Source organism: uncultured Zhongshania sp., assembly GCF_963975605.1.
Lineage (GTDB): Bacteria > Pseudomonadota > Gammaproteobacteria > Pseudomonadales > Spongiibacteraceae > Spongiibacter > Spongiibacter aquimaris.
On sequence record NZ_CAXBHN010000001.1, the window covers coordinates 108765 to 132834 of the forward strand.

Annotated in this window: 18 protein-coding genes and 1 pseudogene; 16 read left to right on the forward strand and 3 right to left on the reverse strand. The window is 46.9% G+C overall.

Annotation, left to right across the window (positions count from 1 at the left end):
* Positions 1–47: 47 nt before the first annotated feature.
* The 5 genes and pseudogenes from AAC007_RS00505 (at position 48) to AAC007_RS00525 (ending at position 6691) form a co-directional block, all read left to right on the forward strand.
* Complete coding sequence (locus tag AAC007_RS00505) at positions 48–620, forward strand: DUF2971 domain-containing protein (protein WP_339673937.1); 573 nt, start codon at positions 48–50, stop codon at positions 618–620.
* A 15-nt stretch (positions 621–635) separates the two neighbouring features.
* A complete protein-coding gene (locus AAC007_RS00510) occupies positions 636–3905 on the forward strand; it encodes a DEAD/DEAH box helicase family protein (protein WP_339673938.1) in 3270 nt (1089 codons plus the stop codon).
* A gap of 93 nt (positions 3906–3998) precedes the next feature.
* Positions 3999–4346 (forward strand): annotated as a pseudogene (gene umuD, locus AAC007_RS00515) (translesion error-prone DNA polymerase V autoproteolytic subunit); the annotation flags it as partial.
* Positions 4347–4609: 263 nt separating this feature from the next.
* A complete protein-coding gene (locus tag AAC007_RS00520; protein WP_339673940.1) occupies positions 4610–5467 on the forward strand; it encodes a hypothetical protein in 858 nt (285 codons plus the stop codon).
* Positions 5468–5791: 324 nt separating this feature from the next.
* The gene (locus AAC007_RS00525; RefSeq protein WP_339673942.1) at positions 5792–6691 is read left to right on the forward strand and encodes an alpha/beta hydrolase; all 900 of its coding nucleotides are present in this window, start codon (positions 5792–5794) and stop codon (positions 6689–6691) included.
* Positions 6692–6757: 66 nt separating this feature from the next.
* Here the strand turns inward: AAC007_RS00525 and AAC007_RS00530 are convergent, their stop codons facing one another.
* Entirely contained in the window at positions 6758–7783 is a 1026-nt protein-coding gene (locus AAC007_RS00530) for an AraC family transcriptional regulator (protein ID WP_339673945.1), read from the reverse strand.
* A 114-nt stretch (positions 7784–7897) separates the two neighbouring features.
* On the opposite strand from AAC007_RS00530, the gene AAC007_RS00535 reads away from it, so the two are divergent.
* The 7 genes from AAC007_RS00535 (at position 7898) to AAC007_RS00565 (ending at position 17495) form a co-directional block, all read left to right on the forward strand.
* Positions 7898–9538: an AMP-binding protein gene (locus AAC007_RS00535; protein WP_339673947.1), complete on the forward strand. Its 1641-nt coding sequence runs from the start codon at positions 7898–7900 to the stop codon at positions 9536–9538.
* A gap of 192 nt (positions 9539–9730) precedes the next feature.
* Positions 9731–10528, forward strand: a complete 798-nt coding sequence (locus tag AAC007_RS00540; RefSeq protein WP_339673949.1) for an enoyl-CoA hydratase/isomerase family protein — start codon at positions 9731–9733, stop codon at positions 10526–10528.
* A gap of 18 nt (positions 10529–10546) precedes the next feature.
* A complete protein-coding gene (locus tag AAC007_RS00545) occupies positions 10547–11797 on the forward strand; it encodes a thiolase family protein (protein WP_339673951.1) in 1251 nt (416 codons plus the stop codon).
* Position 11798: 1 nt separating this feature from the next.
* The gene (locus tag AAC007_RS00550) at positions 11799–12944 is read left to right on the forward strand and encodes an acyl-CoA dehydrogenase family protein (RefSeq protein ID WP_339673952.1); all 1146 of its coding nucleotides are present in this window, start codon (positions 11799–11801) and stop codon (positions 12942–12944) included.
* Positions 12945–12992: 48 nt separating this feature from the next.
* Positions 12993–13769 carry an SDR family NAD(P)-dependent oxidoreductase gene (locus AAC007_RS00555; protein WP_339673954.1) on the forward strand — a complete coding sequence of 259 codons (777 nt, stop codon included), beginning with the start codon at positions 12993–12995 and terminating at the stop codon, positions 13767–13769.
* Between the two features lie 59 nt (positions 13770–13828).
* Positions 13829–15271 carry a coniferyl aldehyde dehydrogenase gene (locus AAC007_RS00560; RefSeq protein WP_339673956.1) on the forward strand — a complete coding sequence of 481 codons (1443 nt, stop codon included), beginning with the start codon at positions 13829–13831 and terminating at the stop codon, positions 15269–15271.
* A 94-nt stretch (positions 15272–15365) separates the two neighbouring features.
* Complete coding sequence (locus AAC007_RS00565; RefSeq protein WP_339673959.1) at positions 15366–17495, forward strand: PQQ-dependent dehydrogenase, methanol/ethanol family; 2130 nt, start codon at positions 15366–15368, stop codon at positions 17493–17495.
* A gap of 118 nt (positions 17496–17613) precedes the next feature.
* Here the strand turns inward: AAC007_RS00565 and AAC007_RS00570 are convergent, their stop codons facing one another.
* A complete protein-coding gene (locus AAC007_RS00570) occupies positions 17614–18636 on the reverse strand; it encodes a helix-turn-helix domain-containing protein (RefSeq protein WP_339673961.1) in 1023 nt (340 codons plus the stop codon).
* A gap of 206 nt (positions 18637–18842) precedes the next feature.
* Here AAC007_RS00570 and AAC007_RS00575 point away from each other — a divergent pair, with 206 nt between their 5' ends.
* Entirely contained in the window at positions 18843–19712 is an 870-nt protein-coding gene (locus tag AAC007_RS00575) for a metal-dependent hydrolase (protein WP_339673964.1), read from the forward strand.
* A gap of 487 nt (positions 19713–20199) precedes the next feature.
* Entirely contained in the window at positions 20200–21825 is a 1626-nt protein-coding gene (locus AAC007_RS00580; RefSeq protein WP_339673966.1) for a TonB-dependent receptor, read from the forward strand.
* Positions 21826–22516: 691 nt separating this feature from the next.
* On the opposite strand, the gene AAC007_RS00585 is transcribed toward AAC007_RS00580, so the two are convergent.
* Positions 22517–22975, reverse strand: a complete 459-nt coding sequence (locus tag AAC007_RS00585; RefSeq protein WP_295875573.1) for a TlpA disulfide reductase family protein — start codon at positions 22973–22975, stop codon at positions 22517–22519.
* 87 nt (positions 22976–23062) lie between these two features.
* Here AAC007_RS00585 and arsC point away from each other — a divergent pair, with 87 nt between their 5' ends.
* Together arsC and wrbA are read left to right on the forward strand one after the other, a co-directional pair.
* Positions 23063–23419, forward strand: a complete 357-nt coding sequence (arsC, locus tag AAC007_RS00590; RefSeq protein WP_295875570.1) for an arsenate reductase (glutaredoxin) — start codon at positions 23063–23065, stop codon at positions 23417–23419.
* A 55-nt stretch (positions 23420–23474) separates the two neighbouring features.
* Complete coding sequence (gene wrbA, locus AAC007_RS00595; RefSeq protein ID WP_295875566.1) at positions 23475–24068, forward strand: NAD(P)H:quinone oxidoreductase; 594 nt, start codon at positions 23475–23477, stop codon at positions 24066–24068.
* Positions 24069–24070 lie beyond the last annotated feature (2 nt).

A 24070-nucleotide genomic window follows, 5' to 3' on the forward strand; every position in this document is an offset into this window, starting at 1 on the left:
AAGAAAGCCCGCTAACTTGTCTGCCAAAATGAAAAGCCATTTTCATCATGAGTGAAATATTTTACAAATACAGAAGTTTTAGAAACTTTGAGCATCTTGTCGATATATTGGTAAATTCACGAATTTATACTGCAAATTATGCAGCGATGAATGACCCAATGGAAGGTTGCTACAAATACCCTGACAGTTATGACAAGCAAGAGATTGCAAAACTTGAAAAAAAGATAATACAAACTAAGTTCTGCTCGCTGAGCAAGTTTTCAAACATTGATTTAATGTGGGCACATTATGCAAACGGCAACCGAGGTATTTGTATAGGTGTTGAAATAAAGAAAAATAGTAATTTTGATGAATTATTAGAGGTAAATTATAACGGGCAATTAAACATTGCTGAAGAGCTAAAGCCTAATAACAGTCAACCTAAAGAGATATTGCGCCATAAAAATTTATGCTGGGAATATGAAGCGGAGGTTAGAGTTTTTCCAAAAGAGGGTCGGCTAATCGATGTTAATGTCAAAGAACTAATTTTTGGTAAAAGAGTAGATAGACAACTAGCCCCGTTAGTAAAAGAACTAATGTCAAAATTTCAGCCAAAAGCAAAAATATCAAACCAAATATAAAATGGATACGGCTTTATGAGTACAATGTCTAAGAACGGTAAAGCCAACGAGTTTACCTTTCAAAACGATATGATAGCGCAGCTGATCGCCAACGGATGGCTGCTAGGCAAACCCGAAAACTATAACCGTGAACTGGCCCTATACCCTGAAGACCTACTCGGTTTTGTACAGGAGACACAGGACGAGCAATGGCAGAAGTTTACCGCTCTGTACCCAAATAACGCAGAACAGACCTTTTTAGAGCGGGTAGCTGCCCAGCTAAATAAAGCTGACCCCAATGCCGCCAACAAACAAATGCGTACCTTTGGTACCTTAGGCGCTTTGCGCCATGAATTGCGTGACCGTGGCACACGATTTAACCTTTGCCAGTTTAAGCCAGAGCATGAGCTTAATCCAGATACCTTAGCCGCCTACAAAGCCAACCGTTTACGGGTAGTACCTGAGTTGGTTTACTCCCCCTGGGCCACTGAAGAACATTTAACAGAAACCGGCACCAAGGCCAAACCCTGGCGTATTGACCTGGTGCTATTTGTGAACGGCCTGCCAGTGGTCACCCTGGAGTTAAAGTCAGAATTTAAACAGGCGGTGCACAACGCCATTAAGCAGTATAAAACCACTCGCTTTGCGACCGATCCCACCACCAAAAAGCCAGAGCCACTGCTAACCTTTAAACGTGGTGCTTTGGTGCATTTTGCTGTGAGCCAATACGAGGTGTATATGGCCACTCGTTTGGAGGGTAATGACACCTATTTTTTGCCCTTTAACAAAGGCACAAGTGAGGGCGGAGCCGGTAATGATGTACCCGCAGATATCAACCAATATGCCACCGACTATTTGTGGAATGAGGTATTGCTGCCGGATAACCTGCTGAATATTCTCGCTCGCTTTGTGCACTTACAGATTGAAGAAAAAGAAGACTGGGAGGGGCGTAAGTATAAAAAGGAAACTCTTATCTTCCCTCGTTATCATCAGTGGGACGTGGTCTCTAAACTGGTTAATGCCGCCCGTATTGAAGGGCCGGGGCATAAATACCTTATTCAGCACAGCGCAGGGTCGGGCAAGTCCAACTCTATTGCTTGGGTGGCGCATCAGCTATCAGCCTTACGTGACGAGAACGGCAATAAGAACTTTGACTCGGTGATCATCGTTACCGACAGAACCGTGCTGGACGACCAGCTACAAGATACCATCTATCAGTTTGAACACACTGACGGGGTTGTTGGGCGCATTAACAACAAAGAAGGCGATGGTTCAAAATCTGAAAAACTTGCGAGCGCGCTAGAAAACTCGCAACCCATTATCATTGTTACAATTCAGACTTTCCCCTTTGTATTAAAGGCCATTGAAAATAGCGTCAGCCTTAAAGAGCGTAAGTATGTAGTGATTGCCGATGAGGCCCACAGCTCGCAAACCGGCTCCACGGCAAGGCAGCTAAAAGAAGTGCTGATGGTTGATTCAAGCGACCCGGAAGAAGAACTGGGCACAGAGGATATACTCGATGCTGCGGTAGCGTCTCGCCGCGCCTCAGCCAACCTGAGCTACCTAGCCTTTACTGCAACCCCTAAAACCAAGACCCTTGAATTATTTGGCCGCCTGCCAAAGCCAGAAGAAGCGCCCTCTAAAACCAATAAGCCCGAAGCCTACCATGTGTACAGCATGCGCCAGGCTATTGAAGAAGGCTTTATCCTTGACGTGCTAAAGAACTACACCAACTACAAGGTGGCTTATAACCTGGCCATGAAAATAGCCAGTAGCGACCAAGAAGTAGAGAGTAAAAAGGCCAAGGTAAAGCTTAACCAATGGGTGCGCCTGCACGACTACAACATCAGCCAAAAAGTACAGGTAATCGTTGAGCACTTTAAAGACAATGTAATGGGCTTGTTAGGTGGGCAGGCTAAAGCCATGGTGGTGACCAGCTCCCGTAAAGAGGCGGTGCGCTATAAATTAGCCTTCGATAAGTACATCATTGAAAAAGGTTATCAGAAGATCTTTGCCATGGTCGCCTTCTCCGGTGAGGTAGAGTTTACCGACAAAGATCCGAATTCGTCAGGCCTGATTGGCGACAAGTTTACCGAAAGCAATATGAATCCCAACCTTAAAGGGCGGGATATGCGTAAGGCTTTCGATAGTGACGATTATCAGGTAATGATCGTCGCTAACAAGTTTCAAACGGGGTTCGATCAGCCCAAGTTATGTGCCATGTACGTAGACAAAAAGCTCGGCGGCGTAGAGTGCGTACAAACCTTGTCACGGCTAAACCGTATTTTCCCCAGCAAGGCCCAGACAGGCACCTTTGTACTGGACTTTTTTAACGACTCAGAAGAAATTCTTGCTGCCTTTCAGCCTTACTATCAAACGGCTGAGCTAGACGATGTATCTGACCCCAATCTCATATTTGAGTTATTCGACAAGCTCCGAGAGGCGAAGATATTCAGCTGGTCTGAGGTGGAGCAGTTTTGTGATGCGTTCTTTGTGAAGAACAAGAGTAATGCCGCCATAGCGAATATCTGTAAACCGGCAGTACAAAGATGGTCACAGCGGTATAAGTCAGCCGTAGAGGCCTATAAACAAGCTCGGATGATGTTTGAACGTACCAAGAAGACCAATGACGCGGTATTAATTGCCAACGCTGAGAATAGCTTTAAGGACTGTAAGAGAGAAAAGGACGCGCTAGAAATATTCAAAAAAGATCTAGGCACCTTTGTGCGCTTCTACGAGTTCATGTCGCAGATTGTTGATTATGACAACAAAGACCTTGAGAAGCTGAGCCTATACGCCCGCAACCTTCGCCCCATGCTGCGTGAAGCGGTGCTCGATGAAGACGACATAGATTTGAGTAATGTAGAGCTAAGCCACTACCGCCTCTCCAAGATCAAACAGCAGCACCTGATCATGGAGGCTAGCGCTCCGGCTTATTTAGCCCCGGGAGAAGGCCTAGGTACGGCTACCGCCAAAGACAAGAAGGAAGAATTCTTGTCACAGCTGATAAACCGCTTAAACGAGCTGTTCATTACTGACCAATTAACAGAAAAAGATATGGTGAACTACGCCTATACCATTCGCGACAAGGTGAGCGAAAACGACCGAGTAATGCAGCAAATTAGAAATAATAGCTCAGAACAAGCCATGCTAGGCGACTTTAGCACGGCAATTGACGACGCAATCTTAGGCAGCAGCGAAGCTCACCAAAACCAGATGTTGCAACTCCTGTCGGACGCGACAAGAGCTGCTGGATTTTCTAAGCTGGTGTTTGATCTATTGAAACATCGGAATGAGAATCTGTAGTTGCATAGACAACTACAGATGTATAAATTTTCCGGTCTATACAGAAGCCTAACTCAGGCCGGATTCTAGAGATAACGCAAGATTATATCGAACGAACACTTGGATCTGAACGAGCTTTGCGTCAAGCACCCTGCGGCGACATTCTTTGTGCGTGCCCAGGGCGACTCGATGATAGATGTCGGGATTTACCCCAATAACGCGTTATCCGTAGACCGCTCATTGAAGGCGGTTCATGGCGATATTGTGATTGCTTGTCTTGATTCAGAGATGACGGTAAAAGAGCTTGCCCTTAAACCATCGATGAGGCTCATTCCGAGAAACTCGGCCTATGAGCCCATCGACGTCGGTGACGGTAGTGAGCTGGAAATTTTTGGCGTTGTAGCGAATGTGATTAGGACTATCCGCCCCGCTAATGAGTCAGGATCTTTTTGCATTGGTTAATTGCAATAACTTCTATGCTTCGTGCGAAACATTGTTCCGGTCAAAACTACGCGGACTTCCCATAGTTGTCGGCGAACGTACTTGTATTTATGAGAAAATGGACTTGAGACCATTGATTTGTTAGAAGTCAGGTCTATGATAGGGAGAAGGAAGTTTTTCGCGAGTTAGAGGGAGCGAGTCTTGATATCATCTCAAGCCGAAATGACGCCACATCATCAACCTTCTGAATTTTATGTTATTTCTGGGGAAGCTGAAGGGATTCGATGACAAAAGGAAATTTTAGTGCAGATGAATTCTGTTTCACAAGGCATGACGAAATTGGCGCAGCCGCAGCCGAGGAAGATAGCGAGTTCTTGGCGGCGTGCTACGTAGACACTGGTGATCTTGATGTTGTGCTAGCATCAGATAACCCCAAGCGAGTTATTGTAGGAAGAACTGGTGCTGGTAAAAGCGCCTTGCTAAGCCACATACAAAAAACTGAAGAAAATGTAATTGTTCTTTCGCCGCATTCCTTATCGTTAAATTATATTGCCAACAATAATGTAATTGGATTTTTCGAAGAAGCTGGAGTAAGTCTTTCTGTATTTTATGCACTATTATGGCGCCACATACTTGTGGTGGAGCTACTGAAGTCAAAATTCAATATAACCAACGAAAACGCCCAGAAAGACTACACTCGACACATCAGGAAGATTCTATACAAAAAGGACAAGTTCAAAGAAATGGCGGTGGATTACCTAGAGCAATGGGGGAACAAATTTTGGCTAACCACTGAAGAGCGGATGCAAGAATTAACAAAAAAAATTGAGAGTAATCTATCCGCGTCGATTAAATCAACTTTGCCAGGAATTGATTTAAGTGCCAAAGGCGCGAAAAATCTTACGGCAGAACAAAAAACGCAAGTAATCCATATCGGGAAAAAAGTAGTATCTGAGATTCAAATAAGAGAGCTCGAGAATATTATCTCCGTACTAGGAGAAGATATATTTTCTGACAAACAGCAGCGTTACTTCGTAATAATCGATGGCTTAGATGAAGAATGGGTGGATGAAAGAATAAAGTATAGCCTCATCAAAGCTCTAATCGATGTCTCTAGCGTCACAGAAGCGGTCAGTCGCTGAGAATAGCGCTGAGTTGTCTACATTACTCGGGGAAGTCCAATGGTACAAACGGATTGCTGTCACCAAGGCAGTATGAAGACCGTTTTAAACTGAATGACGGAGTGGTCTAAAGTTTTGGGGCTATTCAGTATTCACTCTGGTCGAGGAGTCTGGGCCTTGGATGCACTCCTCCACCTATTGATTCTCAATGCCAAGGCCACTATTCTGCGAATCGGTAATTTCTACATAAAAATGATTAGCATGTTAAACATAAATAATACTTCGGTTATCGGCTAGTCAATAATTCTGTGTGGATACTTCAATCCTTCTGTCTGTGAGATCGCTATGCCAAGTACCCGCGCTAAACTGTTCAACTCTGTCTCTAAAGTATTAGTAAGGAGTCTCTGGTCAAGTGATACAGATGCTCACGCCATGCGTGATCGAGTCGGCAAAATTGACCGTCTATTTATCGGCGGCATGCGGAACTGTAGCGTCGAGCCCGTGCTCATTGAAGGCGTCGCTGCAGAATGGATTATTCCAAAGAACTCAACGCCAGAGCGAGTGTTGTATTATATTCATGGCGGTGGTTTCACAAGTTTCACTCCTAGGTTGTATCGCCGCTTGTGTAAGGATATTGGCTCCAGGCTCAACGCCCGCGTATTACTCATCGATTATCGGCTAGCGCCGGAACATCCTTTCCCTGCCGCCCCCAATGATTGTTTAACCGTCTATAAATGGCTGCTTCAGTCCTATGGCGTATCACCCGGGAAGCTGTGTATTGCCGGTGATTCAGCGGGAGCAAACCTTGCGCTAGTTACCATGCTTATGGCTAAGGAGGCCGGTCTAGCAATGCCTTCTTCTGCGTGGCTGATGTCGCCTGGTGTGGATTGTGATTGGTCTAACGAGAACTACGAGGCCATGCAAGACTCTGACCCAATGTTCACCACGGATGCCTTGGCCATTATGGACCATTATTTCAATGGGGCTGACCGAAAGGATTACAGAATATCGCCTATAAACGGTCAACTTGATGGTTTACCACCCGTTTTAATTGAAGCTGGGGGGCTGGAAATATTTCGAAATCACCCGGAAAGGTTGGCGAATGTAGCAAATATTAATAGCGCTCAAGTGACCCCAAAAGTATGGGCAGGAATGGGACACGTCTTTCAGGGATTCGGATTTATACCTGAAGCCAAAACCGCTCGGCGAGACGCGTGTGAATATCTGCGTGGCCATATGGCCTAGAGCTAAGCGCCTATACAGGTAGCTGCTGGGTAAGAGCTGCTGCCTTTTGCAATGTGCTCAAGGTTTCTAGTGGTCAATTCCGAGATTTCGTCGATATTCAGTTGGAGATTTTTCAGTCCAGCGTCGAAAGGCACGTGTAAAACTACTTGTGTCTGAGAATCCGAGTAGAAAGGTGATTTCGGTCAAGCTAACGTTGGCGTTCTCTACATAAGTGAGCGCCAGTGATTTTCGAACCTGATTGAGTAAATCCTGGAAAGTGGTATCCAATTTCGACAGTTTCATCTGCAAGTGACTTGGGCTCATATGCAATTCACTTGCGATACGTTGCTTATCGCAATTTCCAGACGCAAGGTTGCGAACTATAAGCGACCTTGTTTTTGAAATAATATCGGCGTCGTCTAGCTTGGCCAAGTAGCCTTCAATAACGTGGTCATGTTGTTGCGCGATTTCGCGATTACCGCCTGTTACAGGCACGTCTACGCAAAATCTATCAATACAAATTTCACTGAATTCAGCGTTGAATTTTACGGGAACATGGAAGCTTTTTAGGTATTGCTCTTCACAGCCAAGCGGCTGTGGTCGCTGTAATTGTACCTTTGCAGGTGCAAAGTCTGGTTTGTAGATTAGTCTGAAAAGGCGGATTAAGAATGCATTCCAGGCATCGATACTTTCCGGTGCCACCCCATCCGTCAAAAGGTGCGTGCTAATTCGAAAATATTCATCGTCTTCATTGATCTGAATTTCCGCTTGTCCGCTCACCAGTCGAAAGTAATTTACGGCGCGCTCAGCGCTGTCTCTTATGCTGGCGCTTGCGAGTAAGGCATAGCCGAGCGCGTGTAAGGTAGAGGGGTGCATAAAGCGGGCAACTGTCAGACCAAACGCCGGATTTCCAGTAAGTTTTACACTTTGTTCAAATAAAGCCGCGACTTGTGACGTCGTTAAGCGTTCCTGAGGTACGTTGCTGGGAAGCTGATTTATACCGATTTTTTCAAAAATATCTTTCGTATCGTAGCCGTTGGCCTCAAGGGCCGACTTGATGGCGAGGCCGTAGGCCGCAATTGTCGTTGGCGCGCTTTCCACGTTTTTATTCAAACCTAGGTAGCCTCTGGTTTTCTTTCACAAGCTCATATAGTCGATATGGTCGTGGTTTTAGAAAAAGGTCGAATCATTATACCGTTCGGTCAATAGATTTCATTGTTGGGTCATGTGGCATCTTATCAGCTAACTATATACTTCTCTCTATTGCTTTCAATAAGGGCGCAGATCGTCAAAATCAACTTCAGCACCATTAGTGAACGGCTCGCAGACACGTTTTCAGATCGCGAGGCGTTGGTAAATATCGAGCGCAACCGGCGCTATACCTTCCGAGAGTTCCATTTATTGACAAACCGCATTGTCAATATGATGCGGCAGAAATTGAACTTATATCAGGGCGATACATGGGTCAATATCCTCGAGAACGACAATTTGTCGTTACTGCACTTTTTCACCGCCTTTAAGGGGGATGCAGTCGCATGCTATACAAACTATCGAGATAGCTTAGAGGACCATACGAATCAGCTTGATGCGGTGGATGCGAAAGTCGTGTTTTTGGAGGCGGAGTTGCTGGTTACTCACTACGAGATGCTGCGCAGCAGGCAAGTGACTATTGTAAGTATGGACAGGCCGCCTCAAGAGATGCCTGGCGTGCATTACTTTTGGGATTTACTTGAAGGCGTTAGCGACAGTAATCCTGATATCAGCCATGACGATCGAGAAGATTTGAAGGTAATGAGATTTACCGGCGGAACAACTGGAAAAGGTAAGTGTGTCAAGTACTCAATAGATAACTGGTTGATGTGCAAAGACTTGTTCTTTTCAATGCCAGATCCAGCATGGTCGCCAGATGCAAGGTTTTTGCACTTGGCACCAATTAGTCACGGTAGCGGGATGTTATTTCTACCGACGCTATTTAAGGGCGCTTGTAACGTCACAATGAACGTACCCGACCTTAATGCGTGGTGCGCCAACATAGAGAAAGAAAAAATCACCATGACAATGATGGTGCCCGTCTTACTCTATCGGTTGCTGGCTATGGAAGCAGACGCGCTTAAAGGTTTGAGCTTCCTTGAAACCGTATTCTACGGCGCGGCACCCATGAATCCGAGTAAGTTGAGAGAGCTTCAGGCCGCATTGGGTAATATCTTTATCCAAATTTACGGAGCCACCGAGCATGTGGGGGTCGCACTATCCATGAGTAAAAGCGATCACCTTTTGGGTCAGGACTCTGGCGATGACTCCCATCTGGCCTCAGCTGGTCGCCCAGTGGCGGGCGTTGAGGTCTGCGTTGTGGATGATGATGGACAGCCGGTTTTACCCGGTGAGATCGGTGAAATCTGGCTGCGATCTCGTGCTATCTGTTTGGGATATTTTAATAACCCAGAGCAGACTGCGTCAGAGTTTCAAGATGGTTTTTGGAAGTCAGGTGACCTAGGCAAGGTTGATACTAATGGCTTCGTCTCGATAGTCGATCGTAAGAAAGACATGATTATCAGTGGCGGTTTCAATGTCTATGCCACCGAAGTCGAGTCAGCAATTGCATCGCATCCCGCCGTGTTTATGAGTGCTGTTATAGGTGTTCCTAGTGATGAGTGGGGCGAGGCTGTCCATGCGGAAGTAATGTTAAAAGAACAGCAGACTGTAAGCTCTGAAGAGCTTATGGCGCATGTTCGCCAATCGCTGGGAGGATATAAAACGCCAAAGACGATGAAATTTGTTTCAGAGCTACCTTTAAGCGCGGTGGGTAAAGTTTTGAGGCGTAAAGTGCGTGATGATTACTGGAAGGACTCAACTAGAAAGGTTGGCTGAAGAGCGACTATTAACGACGCAGCTATAGGCTGTTAGTAATTTTATCGTGTTGCTGCAGAAATATGTTATCTGCTGATATTTTGACGTTCAAAGAACGTCACTCAGCACATAAGAATTGACGAGATTCGCAGTGATTTTTCACCCTATCGTTCGGTGTTGGCGAGAAGGGAACGGGCATATGAATTTATTTAAATGATTGAGGTGAGTATGGAATCCGCATTGAAATATGAAACACGGGGGCCCGTAGCGTGGCTAACTATGAATCGCCCGCAGGCAATGAATTCTATCTCTTTGGAAATGACGTCCCTGTATGAAAAATACTTACCTGAAATAGCGGCTGATGATTCCATTCGGGTGCTAGTGTTAACAGGGGCCGGTCGTGCTTTTTGTGCGGGCGCAGATTTAAAGGAAGTGTTGGCTAGTGGCTCCTTGCCGCCAGGGGATGCTGATTTTCTCGAGCGCATCTGTGCGGTTTTCGATGTGCTACGCAATTTCCCTAAACCAGTTATTGCCTCGCTAAATGGCATCACGATGGCAGGTGGCTTAGAGGCCGCGATGTGTGCTGATATCGTTATTGCCGATGAAGACGCCAAAATAGGTGATGTGCATGCGAATTTTGGTGTGTATCCGGGGGCTGGTGGTGCATCAATTTTACCGCGTTTGGTTCCGCTAAATATCGCAAAATATTTACTCCTTACCGGAAAAACCTTATCGGCGATTGAAATGAAAGGCTACGGATTTGTCAATGAAGTTGTCTCCGCTGATCAATTGATAGATGCCACACAGAAGCTGGCGGAGGGTATTGCCCAAAAAAGCCCAATAGCTCTACAGCGTATGAAGATCGTTGCCAATGCCACACAGGGTGAAAGCCGCGATGTCGCACTGCAGCATGAGCAGGTGATGTTGCGCCGGCATATGCGCTCATATGATATGGCAGAAGGGCTGCAAGCGTTTGCAGAAAAGCGTCAACCTGACTTTAAAGGTCGATAAAACCATTAGGAATTCACAATGAGTAATATTTATATTGTTGGGGTAGGCATGACACCCCTTGGGCGTCATATCGACAGAAGTCTAGACAGCCTAACTGGAGAGGCTCTTGATGCCGCGTTAAAGGATGCTGGCTGCAATAAATCGGATATTGAAACGGCCTTTTTCTCAGGCACTACTCAGGGACATCTGCAGGGGCAGACGTTTGTGCCGGGGCAGATTGTTTTGAGTAAAAACGGTCTTGAAGGTATCCCTATTTTTAACATAGAAAATGCCTGCGCCTCCGGCAGTTCAGGGTTTCACCTAGCAGTCCAGATGTTGCGTGCCGGAAGTTGCGACGTTGCCTTGGCCATCGGCGCGGAGAAAATGAACATCCCAGATAAACAGAGAATGTTTTCGGTGTTCGATGGTGGATGGGACATCACCGACCCGGCTAAAAATTTACAGGACTTGTTGGTGCCTGCGCAGGGATTTGATGTGCCAGAAGGTCACGAGTCGGAACGTCCTTACAGTGTGTTTATGTCGGTTTACGCCGCTTTTTGCCGACACCATATGAAGGAATTCGGCACTACGCAGCGTCAAATCGCTGCGGTTAGTGCGAAAAATCATCAGCATTCAGTACACAATGAGCTTGCACAGTTTCGTACTCCCTATTCGATAGATGAAGTACTGCAGGCTCCGCCTATAACGTATCCGCTAACGCTGCCGATGTGTGCTCCGATTTCCGACGGCGCGGCGGCTATGATCGTGTGTAACGAAGAAGGCCTGAAGCGTATCGGAGCCGATCGGAAGCGAGCGATTAAAGTGCTGGCCACCGTGATCCGCAGTGCGACGGGACGACCTGCCGAAAGCCGTGAATTGCACTGTGAGCGCCTTGCTGCAGACCAGGCCTACGAGATTGCTGGCTTGGGGCCAAAGGATATGGATGTTGCGGAAGTCCATGATGCGACTGCCATGGGAGAAATCATACACGCTGAGAACCTAGGTCTGGTTGGTTTCGGTGAGGCTGGACCGGCAGCGGAACGCGGTGAGTTTAGCATTGGTGGACGAATTCCCATTAACACCTCGGGCGGTTTGGAGTCGAAGGGCCATCCAATCGGCGCCTCCGGTATAGGCCAGATCTATGAGCTTGTGACTCAACTCCGTGGTGAGGCGGGTAAGCGACAAGTTGATGGCGCGCGCTTGGCAGTCCATGAGAACAGTGGTGGCTTGAATGGTATTGAAGAGGCCGTGGTCGCCGTAAATATATTTTCGAATGAATTAGGACTTTGATATGAGTTTTCAAATGACAGAAGAGCAGCGGGCTGCTACCGACGGGCTGAGGAAGCTTCTTGATAATGTGATTGAACCGGAATTTCTTGCTCACGGTGAAGGCTTTATTCCCAGAGAGAAAATGTCAGGCTGGATGAAGCAGCTGACGGAGTTCGGATTGATTAATGCGCCCCATCCGGAAGAGCATGGGGGCTTAGGTCTGGACTGGGTTACGCATCTACGCTTGTTTGAAGAAGTCGCTTATACATCGATGGATATTGCCATTCCGATTGTCATCAACATCGTCGGCGCGGATCTATTAATTCAGGGAGCTTCACAGCATTTGAGGGACAAGTATCTTCCCGGTCTTATGAACGGAGATCTTTTCATTAGCATGGGGATCTCTGAGCCGGATGTGGGTTCCGATGTGGCTGCTGTGAGCACCAAGGCGGTGCGAGATGGTGATCACTGGGTCATTAATGGTGAGAAGACTTGGATTTCAAATGGTGAATACTCTGATGTCTTTATCTGCACCTGTAAGACGGGGCCTGGAGAATTAACGCATATTCTTATCGATCGTGAAGAGCATGGGTACGAGGTACGTGGCATACCCAAAATGGCTTTGAACGGACAATCTACGGCGCAGATATTTTTAACCGACGTACGGGTCCCCGTGGAGAATGTAATCGGTGAAGTTGGCGGGGGGCTAAAAAACACACTAGTTACCTTCGAACGCGCTCGTTGTCATATGGCGGCGTGGGGCTACTCAATTGGGCGTCGCGCAATGGATGAGGCGATTAAATACAGTCAGGAACGCACGCAACACGGCAAGCCAATAGCAGGTCATCAGCTGGTAGCTGAAAAGATAGCAGTCATGGCTACAAAAATTGACGCAGCACGCCTGCTTGCTCTACGAGCCGCAGATATGATTGATAAGGGAATTCGATGCGACAAAGAATGTGCGATGGCCAAATGGTTTGGAACCGAAATTGGTTTGGAAGCGGCGAGAGATGCATTGCAAATACATGCTGGAAACGGGGTTACTAAGGAATTTATTGTCGAACGTTTACTGCGCGAAGCGATAATAGGACCGATTCCCGATGGGACTACTGAAATTCAAAAATTGATCGTCGCGCGTGCGTTGACGGGAATCCAAGCCTTTCGTTAAAAGCGGAAATATTTAGCCCATTTGCAATTTTATGGATAGAGAATAGATATGAATTTACAGGATAAAGTAATCGTAATTACCGGTGGCGCATCGGGCTTGGGTCAGGCGACCGCCAAATATATGGTAAGGGAAAAGGGGGCGAAAGTTGCTCTGTTTGACAAAAATGTTGAGGCCGGTTTGGTTACAGTCGCAGATCTGGGTGAAGATAATGCCGTTTTCTGTGAGACGGATGTCACGGACGAAAGCAGTATTGATACTTCCATTGCTGCTGTTATGGAAAAATTTGGTGCCATTCACGTTGATATCAATGCGGCGGGAATTCCCTTGCCATGCAAAATATTAGATAGAGAAGGCCGAGCGTCAGGCTTGAAGAAATTTGCAACCGTTATCCAGGTAAACCTGTCTGGCGTATTTAATGTGATGGCTAAGTGCGCTGAACAAATGGCGAAAAACCTACCTGACAGCAATGGCGAACGCGGTGTTGTTATTAATATATCGTCGGGGGCTGCATTTGAAGGGCAGGTAGGGCAATCGGCGTATTCCGGGTCGAAAGCAGGCATCAACGGTATGAATATACCCGCAGCGAGGGAGCTTGGGCCAATAGGGATTCGCGTAAACTCTATAGCGCCAGGACTGTTTGGTACGCCGATGGTTAAGTCACTAGATGAAAAAGTTCAGCAGTCATTGATAGATATGGTTGAGGCGCCAAAGCGTATGGGGGATATGGACGAGTTTGCACACACATGTGCTTATCTTGCGGAAAATTCCTATGTGAACGGCCGCTGTCTACGTCTTGATGCTGCAACAATTTTACAGGCGAGATAGCACCCTAAAATGACAGGAATAAAAATAGTTACCTAAGTCGTCAGTTTTTGGAGGTTTTTGTGCCGGTAAAATCGCATCTTATTCAATATCACATCGCTGCGCCCCAGACAGAGGCGCAACGGGTTTATAGTTTGCAACGCAAAGCCTATATAGACGATCCTTACCCCTCCTATGAGCAGCGTTTGAAAAATATCGCTGCCTTACAATCTTTGCTCTCTGAAAATGAACAGGCAATTATTGAAGCTGTTGCATTGGACTATGGCCATCGTCCATGGGGGGAGACGACGTTAGTTGAATTGTTTGGCTCTCACTCTGGGCTTCGTGAAATTAAAAAACATTTAAAAACATGGATGAAACCACTGCGACGTAAAGTGACGTTATTCTATGGCGGAAAAAATCGCGTTATCCCTCAGCCAAAAGGAGTGGTGGGCGTGATAGTGCCGTGGAATTACCCTGTTTTTATGACAATAACCCAGGTGGCTATTTCGATGGCTGCTGGAAATCGAACGGTCGTAAAGATGGCGGAAAATTCTAGCCATTTACGCGATTTGTTGCATCGGCTAGTCAAAGAGAAATTTGATGAAGCTGTCTTTGCTATCGTGCCGGATGCTAAAGGCAGTGATTTTTCCAGCTTACCCTTTGATCATATGTTGTTTACCGGTTCTCCGGCTACGGGTAAAGCTGTGATGGCCGCTGCTGCGCAGAATCTGTGTTCGGTCACGCTAGAACTCGGCGGTAAGTCTCCGACTATTGTATGCGATGATTTTGAATTGGAAAAAGCGGCGCAGCGTATTGCCCAATACAAGTATATGAATGCGGGGCAAACATGCTTGGCCCCCGATTATGTTTTTGTGCCGCGCGATAAATTGGATCGATTTGTCGCCTTGGTTCGGCAAGCCGCTAATCAATATTTCCCTGATGTAAAAGACCCTGAGGGTTATACATCGATTATTGATGCAGACTCTTACCAACGTCTTAGACGTTGGTTGGAGGAAGTAAAGAATCAAGGGGCTTCGGTAATCAATTTGATGAGCGAAGACAGTTTCGATGACGTTAATCGAAAATTTCCACCGCATATTGTGATTGACCCGAGTGAAGACTCTGAGCTGCTAAAAACGGAAATATTTGGTCCTGTTTTACCCGTCATTCCCTACGATAATCTTGATGAAGTACTGCGATATATCGCTATTAGGGACAGGCCTCTGGCACTGTACTTGTTCAGTCATGATAAAAAAATACAGGAGCATGTGGTCTATTCGTCAATTTCCGGTGGAGTGACAATTAATAACTGTGTGGTGCACTGCTTTCAGCATGACCTCCCCTTCGGTGGAGCAGGGGCATCCGGCATGGGTCAGTATCACGGGTATGAGGGGTTTGCTGAGTTCAGCAAAATGCGCCCCGTTTTTAAATATCCCAGTTATATAAGCAGCGCCATACTGTCTGGGCCCTATACCTCCAAGCATAAGTTGCTATACCGCTGCCTAAACTGGTTGGGTTTGTAGGGCGACAATGGGCTTGGACACTAATGTGAAATGTCGAGCCTAAAAATTCTAATAAATAGCTGGTCAGATATAGGGCCGCCGGAGTTGTTTAATAATGATTACATACGCCAATATCTTTAAGCTTGTTATCATCGCAAGCCTGCTAGTTGCCTGCACCTCAAAGTCGACTGATTCTAATATCGAAAAGGATAACGCTTCTGCCCGACTGGTGAATGCGGCGAGTGAACCACAGAATTGGCTAACGCATGGCAGAACCTATGACGAGCAGCGCCATTCTCCGCTTGATCAAATTAACACGGCGAATGTGAGCGACCTTGGTCTTACCTGGTCCTTTGATATGACTACTAAGCGTGGTGTTGAGGCGACGCCGATTGTTGTTGATGGTGTTATGTACGTCACTGGCTCTTGGTCGATTGTTTATGCCTTAGATGCGAAGACCGGCAAGCTATTATGGGATTACGACCCAAAGGTTGATCGAGCAACAGCGGTTAAGGCCTGCTGCGACGTGGTTAATCGTGGTGTTGCCTATTATGGCGGGAAAATATATTTAGGTACTATTGATGGTCGTCTTGTGGCATTAGATGGCGCTTCGGGAGAAACAGTCTGGGACGTTATGACGGTTGACCCGACAAAGTCATATACGATTACCGGTGCGCCGCGTGTAATAAAAGGCAAAGTTGTCATTGGTAATGGCGGTGCTGAAATGGGAGTCCGTGGCTACGTTTCGGCCTATGATGCAATCACCGGTGAGATGCACTGGCGCTTTTATACCGTACCCGGTAATCCAGTAGACGGGTTCGAAAATGATGCTATGAAGATGGCAGCCGCCACGTGGAATGGCGAGTGGTGGAAGTGGGGTGGCGGTGGCACTGTCTGGGACAGCATGGCCTATGACCCTGAATTTGACCTGCTTTACATTGGCGTAGGCAACGGCTCCCCGTGGAATCACAAGCTCAGAAGTAATGGAGAAGGTGATAACCTATTTTTGGCTTCGATCGTCGCAATAAGGCCCGATACCGGCGAGTATGTATGGCACTATCAAACTACGCCAGGCGAAAGCTGGGATTACACGGCCACTCAACACATCATGCTTGCGGACCTTACTATTGAAGGCAAGCTTCGAAAAGTGCTGATGCAGGCGCCGAAAAATGGCTTCTTCTACGTAATTGATCGAAAAACTGGCGAGCTGATATCAGCGAACAATTACGTCGATATCAATTGGGCAAGTCATGTCGATATGAAAACCGGCCGCCCAGTAGAGCTACCCGGCGTTCGTGATTTCTCAGAGCCAAAAGTCATCACTCCCGGTTCTGGTGGCGGACATAACTGGCACCCTATGTCCTATGAACCCGAAACAGGGCTTGTATACATTCCTGCACAGAACTTTCTAGCGTCCTACCTTGATCCGCAGGACCCGTCTGACAAACAGTACAAGCCTGGCACCTCAAATTTGGGCGTTGACATGATGGGGCTTGCCGCTCCCGATCAACCGGGAATTCGGCCGGCAATGCGTAAAATGTTCAATAGCTTTATATTGGCATGGGACCCAATAACGCAAAAATCCGTTTGGCAATTTGACCATAAAGACGTAGGGGCCAGCGGTATGGTGACTACTGCTGGAGGGCTGTTGTTCCAAGCGAACCCACAAGGTTATCTTACGGCTTACAACAGCCGTACCGGCGAGAAACTGTGGTCCCAGTGGCTACAGACGAATGCAATGGCAGCCCCGATTAGCTATCAGATTGATGGAGAGCAATATATTGCGATAGCGGCAGGTTGGGGCGGAGGTTATGCGACGATATTAGGGGGGCTGACCGGCCAATACGGATTGAAAAACCGTTCTCGTGTCCTCGTGTATAAACTGGGGGGCACGTCAAAACTACCTGCGGTTGAGAAATCTAATGCAGCAATTCCCCCACCGGCTGAAGCAGTTACGGCAGATGAGACTGTGCTGAATCAAGGCATGCTCCTGTACCACCGCAATTGCCAGCTATGTCATGGTGATAGAGCGGTCAGTGGCGGTGTTATACCCGACCTGCGTAGGTCTAGCAAAGCAGTCCACGATATGTGGCCAGGTATAGTGATCGGGGGCGCCTTGCAGGATGGAGGTATGGTGGGCTTTAGCAACATTTTAGATATGAAGGATGCCGAGGCGATTCGTCAGTATATCTTGCAGGAAGCGGCGAAAGCTTATGCGGCGCAGAATACGCCAGAGACAAACTGAGATTCTATTGCGCCAATGTTGCCGCAATGGAAGTATGGTGAAAAAGTTTTGTCAGTGGATATTGGCGGCGGTTTACTTGAGTGTATTCCGCTACTCATTGATTAAGCGTAGCTAGGTATTAGCTATCCTGAATTTTATTGGAAAGTATTTCGTTCTGGAATTCTTTAGGGGTTTTCCCTGTCCAGCGTTTGAAGCTATGAATGAAGGCTGTTAAATCACTATAGCCCAACTTGTTTGCTAAATTTGTAATATTCATGCTTGGGTTTGCCAGCTGCGTGCGGGAATAATCAATTCGGCATTGCATCAATATTTTCCGATAACTAGTGTCTTCCTTGGCAAGTGAAAAACGAAGCTGGCGTTCTGATATATGTAGTTGCATAGCCAGTTCACGAAGATTTGGCGGACTGTCAATTTGAGCCATTAATTCCTGACGGATTTCTTCCGACCTGGCGCGTGATAACTGGTTGATGCGCAGCTGTTCTTCATATTCGTCTCGATAGCTATTGAAAGAGAGTGGGTCGGCGAGCGGGTTGGGGGTATTAAGTAATTTCTCAGAAAGCGTAACGCTATATTTGTCAGCGCCAACTATCGGTGTCACTCCAAAATGTTTGCTGAAAGTAGAAATATACTCATCGACGCAATATTTCAGTGAGACGCTCTGAAAGTTTCTGCTACTCCCAGTAATCAGTGACAGGTCTGTATTCAACGCCGAGAAGGCGCCGGTAGCGAGAAATGTACTGGCGTGATCAGGAAGAGCGACCCGATATGACAGAGAAAAAACCCCACTCCCTTCTGTGTCATTAAAATTTACTGCTAGCAGTGGCACTTGTAAGTGCAGATACCGGCGAAGGAAATGTAGACTATCTCGTATCGTGGGGGCGAATTTCATGGGGATTACTAGTGGGGCGTAAGCCGTCATTGGGATATTCGAGCCTGCTTGGTAAGCCAATTCGTGCCCCGTAGGTAGCTCAGACATGATTTGGAGAATCTCCGCGAGCTCTTCATGTTGCCCTTCGAACGGGTTGCTCCCTATGGTTTGCAATAACGCCTCAAGCCGCTCCAGCGTTAGCGAGTTTGAAGTGTTTGATTCAACCAGCATTTCTTGAAAATACTTCCAGAAAGTGGGTTTCGGCTGCGACATTGTATTTGCCTAAGGCTTGATAATTGGGAAGAAGGCCAATTTCACAGGCCTTATGAGCATCAACATTACATCGGGTGCTATTGTCGCCCCAAATTGTCACTTTCAACAGCTTTTTGTTTGTTTCGATCATTCTTTTACATTTGATTACTATCTAGAATTGACGTCATTCCTTATACAACAGACAGGAAACCTCTAGGAAAATGATAATGAATAATAAGTTGACGGATGTTTCACCCACGGTGTCGCAAACGCCATTTGATATCCCTATAAGAAAAGACTTACGTTGGGATTTCTCCAATGTCCCGGTGGATTTTGTGAAGGGTCGTAGTCCATTGATTGGTTATTTCTGGGGCGCGTTCTCCATGGCTGCACCACCAGTTGAAAGTTTTTTTATAAAGGCGCTGCTACCTACTTTAGAAACTATCGAGAATGACGAAAAGCTACTCCAAGATTGCCGTGACATGATTAAGCAGGAGGCACAGCATTCATCGGTGCATCGTAAGCTAAATCAGCAGCTTGAGAAAAATGGCTACGACGTTGAGTCAGTCACCAAAATTTACGATAAAGTCATAGCAAAAGTGACCGAGGGGTTAACAGCCGTAGATATGATGGGCGTAGCGGCGGCCGGTGAGCATTCACTTTATTCCTTTGCACAAGTTTGGCATGAAAATCCGGAGTTTAATGATGACATGCATGAGCAAGCGGCGAGGGTGTTCCACTGGCACTTTCTAGAAGAAGCAGAGCACGGCGCTGTTAGCCATGACCAGTATCTCTATTTTGGGAAGAATAACTATTGGCACAGATTGAAAATGGCCTTTCGTTCTCGCCATTTGTTTTTTATGTTTGATGACGCAGTAGATGTCATTGCTGAAGGTTTAGGTTACAAGCCGACTCTGAGAGATCGCTGGGATCTGTTTTATTATAAATGGTTCAAACCCGGAATTTTTCGCATGTTAGCGTTTCGATTTATGGAATATCTGTCGCCTCGGTATTCACTGACCTTCGATCATGACGATATTCAGACAATGAAGCGTTGGAACGATAATTTATACGCCAGCCAGCCGCCGGAAGCTTGATGCTGCTTAGTTGGTAGGTCTCTGGTTTTACTTGGTTGTTAGCATGGGCGCTTCTGTTCTAAGGAGGCGCCATAGCGACAACATGGGTGTATGGCGCCTTACCTAATAATCCGCATTTGCAGTCATATTTATGTCTGAAAATCTCCAGATCATACGGTTGTATCACCGCGCTAACAGTGAGCTGTGAGCATTCAAGGAATGGAAGCAGCTGCGTCGGAAGTATACGCATGCACATTTATCATTCGGTGCAATTCGTATAGTCAATTACTCGACGAGAACCTTGGGATCCGCTTCTAATAAGTAAGCGGCCGGTAAACACACCTTCCATCGTTTTCCAGAGCCGGTAGCCTTGGTGTCCACTAAAAGTTAAGTGGACACCTATCATGGACAGCCAAGGATTACTCCCACCCCCAGTTAAACGTCGCCGACGGGAGAAAATTCTCGAGAAAAAGACATCGAACAGGCTCGATTTTCTATTCGAGGGGATTTGTCTGAAAAACTAACCCTAGATGCGAGCTACTACCATTTAGACTACTTTATTGGTGCGTTTGTGGGAGATGAAATTCACAAATATCCTGCCATATTACGACCATTAGGGGATACATTAACGCCAAATTTCGAGGCTAATCTTGATAGAAAAAATGCCAACTCTGGGCAAAATGAGTCGATAGGTAAAGGCTATGTCGCACCGATAAAGTTAACCTATGAAGAGTGGGATCACACATTTAACTATGTGTTAGGTCTAGTGGCGTTGGACGATTCTATTAAGGCGGACGTTGAAGGTCAGTCTGCTGAAGTGGCGACGTTATTATTAGATCAGGAGTTCTCTCAGATTAGTCACGAGCTGCGCATGGTATCGCCGCCAGGAAAGTTTCAGTACGTGGTAGGGGCGTTTTATCTTGAAACGGATCTTGAGGCCAATATTAATGTGCCTATTCATGGTGGCTTTTTGCCATTCGTTGAAGTTCTAGGGATCTCTCTCGATGACTTGGGGTTGGGTGGGATTCTTGGTTCTGTCACAGATCTAGCCTTAAATCAGAGCGGCGGTGCAATATCAAATTTGTATGGAAAGTTTTCGGTAGATGTCGAGTCGTACGGTATATTTAGTCAGGCAGAGTGGAGTATTACCGATACCATTTTGTTAACCATGGGGTTGCGCTACTCCTCCGACACAAAGGATGGCACGGCACTAGTGACTGATACCGGCCCACTTCCTGTTTGGGGGGCACTGCTACAGGGCGGTTATACGGCGGAAGAAACGTTGAGCTATAAAGATTTCTCGCCCAAGGTGTCATTAAGCTGGGAGCCCACAGATAATATTACCGCCTATGCGACATATGCGCAGGGGTATCGAGCCGGGAGCTTTAATGTTGCGGCCTTTAGTAAAGATAAATATGTTTTTGACGCGGAAACCTCGGATACCTACGAAGCCGGTATCAAAACATCATTGTTTGATGGCCTTGCGCGTGTGAATTTAGGTGCCTTTTTTACAAACTACGGTGGTTATCAGCTAGCGACACTAACCGGCGTTACCTACACGCAAAGTAATGCGAAAGAGGTTGAGACCAAAGGCGTGGAAGCTGACTTCATGGTTTTGCTCGCCGAAGGCCTTATGGTTAACGGTAACGTTGGCTACAATGAAACCTTGTTCGTCGACTTTCAAGATGCAGCATGTCCCGCTGAAGCCCCTACCGAAGCAGGGTACCAACTTGAAGGCTTGATCACGTTGCCTCCTTCTCCAAAGTGCGATTTGTCGGGGCGGGGCCTTCATAGAGCACCGAGATTGACGGGAAGTATTGGTGTTAGTTACGAGGCGCAGCTTTTTACCTTACCTCTCGTCGGGTTTGTATCGGCTGATGCGAATTTCAAAGATGCCGAGTATATGGATGCCGATTTAGACCCCGACGATTATCAGGAAGCGTATTGGTTGTACAACGCAAGGATTGGCCTAAAGTCGATTTCAGACTCATGGCGCATTGAGGTGCATGCGAAGAATATTTCTGATGAGCTAGTCAAAACCTTCAGCGGTGACTTACCTTTGCAACCAGGCGCGCACTGGGCTCTGACTAATCCACCACGAACTATTCATGCGACATTTAGGGTGAGCTTTTAAGTACATTGAAATATGCGTGCTACCGGCCTTGCTGTTACAAACGCGGCAAGGCTGGTGATTTTGGAGGCGCCACCCTAGTGTTATTGTATTTTGCCCATGCTGGCCTGACTAGATTGTCCTCGTAACAATTATTTTCCCTTGATAGATTGACTGACCACTACACCCCGCTCGACAACCTTGTAGTGGCATAGTGAATTTGGCCGCCTGACTAAAGGTGATATGGGCGTTGAGCCTGCATAAAAACCTACGCCCTTCGTCGGATATATATTTTTGACCGTCTGCTTATTACCAAAAAGCGACGGCCACCGTCTCTTGCAGTAATCTCTCCAGGTTTCTGGGAAGCTAGTGAAAACCACTGCAATGCTTTAAGCCTCTCATTGCAGTGCGATTTCCAGGGTTTGGAATCAGTTTCCCCACGTTCGTTTAATGCCTTGAAAATAGACCCCTGTTTTTTAGAATGAGTACGAAGCAGTGGTAATGCCCCCCGAAAAGTGTTTCTATTAAAATGTTGCTATATTATCTTTATAACCTAATGATAAATATAACATTATAATTTTATGGCAATAGAAACGTCTATTCCATATCGTTATAACTTCCTCTGCATGTTTGCTATGGTGCAGCGGCGCGAGATGACGCTGCCGCGGAATTGGTTTTTAACGATGACATGATGGGAGTTCGGGTAAGCGCGTTGCTATGGCGCTAGAGTGCTGGCATTTAAAATTGCCTTGCTTAAGCTGTCCGCCGTTTGCGGCCCGGTTAAGCTCGCCTTCAAGCTGCCCTTGGGGCCGATTAGCAAGGTCGTTGGCAGCACTCGAGGGCGCGGTATTGCTAACTGCGGGGCGGGGTCAATCAGCATGGATTCAAATTTAATACCCATTTCGTCAACGGCTGCCTGTAGGGCCTCGCCACTTAAATTATCATAGTTGACGCCATAGATTTTGACGTCGCTGCGCGCTGCGCCGAAGTCGTTTAGGGCTGGGATTTCTTCGCGACAGGGACCACACCACGTTGCCCAGTAATTGACTATTAGCCATTTATCTTGAGCGAAATTGCCGTTGCTGCCAGATAAGGTTTGGAAATCCGGTTTGCTACAGCCAGCTAGTCCTAAAAATAATAAGCAGATTAAAGCCAGTGATGTCGAAGTTTTCATTAAATGCTCAATGACGGTTCGAGTTGGTATCGGGCGTGTATAATACCCGCCATAAATTTGTGATTACTATTTTAGATCGAGAGTGATATGTCTGAGTATACCATTTACCACAATCCGCGCTGCTCCAAATCTAGGCAAACCCTTCAGCTAATGACGGATAATGGTGTTGAGCCCGAGGTTGTTTTGTATCTTGATACGCCTCCGACCGCAGCTCAGCTCAAGAAAATATTAGCCAAGTTAGAAATAAGTGCTCGGCAACTGTTGCGCAAGGGTGAGACCGCATATAAAGAGGGTGGTTTGGCTGATACCGGCTTGTCTGAGTCGAAACTGATTGCCGCGATGCTTGCAGAGCCTAAATTAATAGAGCGGCCAATCGTTGTAAAAGGCGATAAAGCGGTATTGGGTCGTCCTCCTGAAAACGTATTGGCACTCATGTCTGAATGAGAAGTCCTGTTTAGTTTGGAATGTAATTTATGACTTTATTAAAAGGACGTCTTTTGTGAGCGAAGCTTACGTATTGGTGCTGTATTACAGCCGTCACGGCGCAACAGAAAAGCTCGCCCAGCATATTGCCCGCGGTGTGGAGCAGGCCGGTGTTGAAGCGCGACTGCGCACTGTGCCGGCCGTGTCGGCTGTGTGTGAGGCGACAGCTGATGACATTCCTGAAAACGGTGCCCTGTATGCAACTGAGGATGATTTACGTCACTGTGCAGGTTTAGTGATGGGCAGTCCGACTCGATTCGGAAATATGGCCGCGCCGCTTAAATATTTTTTAGATGGTACATCGGGCCTGTGGATGAGCGGCGCCTTAATCGGCAAGCCAGCCGCGTTATTTACCTCTAGCGCCAGTTTGCACGGCGGACAAGAAAGCACCCTGTTGACGATGATGATGCCCTTATTGCATCACGGCATGTTAATTACCGGCATTCCCTACAGTGAGGCCGCCTTGAGTGCCACCCAAAGCGGCGGTACGCCCTATGGTGCGTCGCATGTGGCTGGACAAAATGGACGCCCAGTCGATGAAACAGAACTTGAATTGGCGGCGGCGCTGGGTAAGCGCGTTGCTATTTTAAGTAAACAATTGCAACACTGAGG

What these genes read in the sequence shown, in the direction of transcription:
- AAC007_RS00565 (WP_339673959.1), top strand. Translation starts at nt 15,366, where the DNA reads ATGATTACATACGCCAATATCTTTAAGCTTGTTATCATCGCAAGCCTG.
- AAC007_RS00585 (WP_295875573.1), bottom strand. Translation starts at nt 22,975, where the DNA reads ATGAAAACTTCGACATCACTGGCTTTAATCTGCTTATTATTTTTAGGA.
- AAC007_RS00540 (WP_339673949.1), top strand. Translation starts at nt 9,731, where the DNA reads ATGATTGAGGTGAGTATGGAATCCGCATTGAAATATGAAACACGGGGG.
- arsC (WP_295875570.1), top strand. Translation starts at nt 23,063, where the DNA reads ATGTCTGAGTATACCATTTACCACAATCCGCGCTGCTCCAAATCTAGG.
- AAC007_RS00520 (WP_339673940.1), top strand. Translation starts at nt 4,610, where the DNA reads ATGACAAAAGGAAATTTTAGTGCAGATGAATTCTGTTTCACAAGGCAT.
- AAC007_RS00575 (WP_339673964.1), top strand. Translation starts at nt 18,843, where the DNA reads ATGAATAATAAGTTGACGGATGTTTCACCCACGGTGTCGCAAACGCCA.
- AAC007_RS00570 (WP_339673961.1), bottom strand. Translation starts at nt 18,636, where the DNA reads ATGTCGCAGCCGAAACCCACTTTCTGGAAGTATTTTCAAGAAATGCTG.
- AAC007_RS00505 (WP_339673937.1), top strand. Translation starts at nt 48, where the DNA reads ATGAGTGAAATATTTTACAAATACAGAAGTTTTAGAAACTTTGAGCAT.
- AAC007_RS00525 (WP_339673942.1), top strand. Translation starts at nt 5,792, where the DNA reads ATGCCAAGTACCCGCGCTAAACTGTTCAACTCTGTCTCTAAAGTATTA.
- AAC007_RS00550 (WP_339673952.1), top strand. Translation starts at nt 11,799, where the DNA reads ATGAGTTTTCAAATGACAGAAGAGCAGCGGGCTGCTACCGACGGGCTG.
- AAC007_RS00510 (WP_339673938.1), top strand. Translation starts at nt 636, where the DNA reads ATGAGTACAATGTCTAAGAACGGTAAAGCCAACGAGTTTACCTTTCAA.
- AAC007_RS00545 (WP_339673951.1), top strand. Translation starts at nt 10,547, where the DNA reads ATGAGTAATATTTATATTGTTGGGGTAGGCATGACACCCCTTGGGCGT.
- AAC007_RS00555 (WP_339673954.1), top strand. Translation starts at nt 12,993, where the DNA reads ATGAATTTACAGGATAAAGTAATCGTAATTACCGGTGGCGCATCGGGC.